Here is a 518-nt window from a genome sequence, read left to right on the forward strand (position 1 = left end):
TAAAACCAGTACCATCAAAGTCAGTGTCATCAAGCCAGATAATTTTCTCAATAGAAGGGGCTTCATGACGGTAATTTTTAGCCATGGGCTCAAATTCAGCATTTAATAACAAGGCTTTTGGTTTGGCATGGTTAATGGTGTACAGCACTTTATCTTCAGCCAAGCGTACATTGACCATTTGCAAAATCATGCCAGACATGGGCACGGCAAAATACGCTTCAAGGTAACGATGACTGTCCCAATCCATGACCGCAACCACATCACCTGCTTGCAAACCCATATTTTTAAGTACGTTTGCCAAGCGATTAACCCGCTTAAAAAATTCAGCATACGTATAAGTCACCTTATCGGCATAACTGATGGTTTGCTGAGTAGAGGCGATCTTTGCACGGTTTAGCAGCTGTTTGATAATCAAAGGAAAACCATACGCTTCTTCGGCTTGTTGGTAGTTCTCATGTTGGTTGAGTATCGTTGTCATTATTGTCATCCTTGATAATAAAATAGTATGGCAAGAGTAC

Annotated in this window: 1 protein-coding gene; it reads right to left on the minus strand. The window is 40.9% G+C overall.

Features of this window, described 5'->3' with window-relative positions; translation table 11 throughout:
* On the minus strand, positions 1 to 478 hold a 478-nt coding region (locus ACS8FD_RS24560), incomplete at its 3' end, for an AMP-binding protein (RefSeq protein ID WP_439277765.1).
* Positions 479 to 518 lie beyond the last annotated feature (40 nt).

The sequence above is a fragment of the Psychrobacter sp. 1U2 genome (assembly GCF_051847575.1).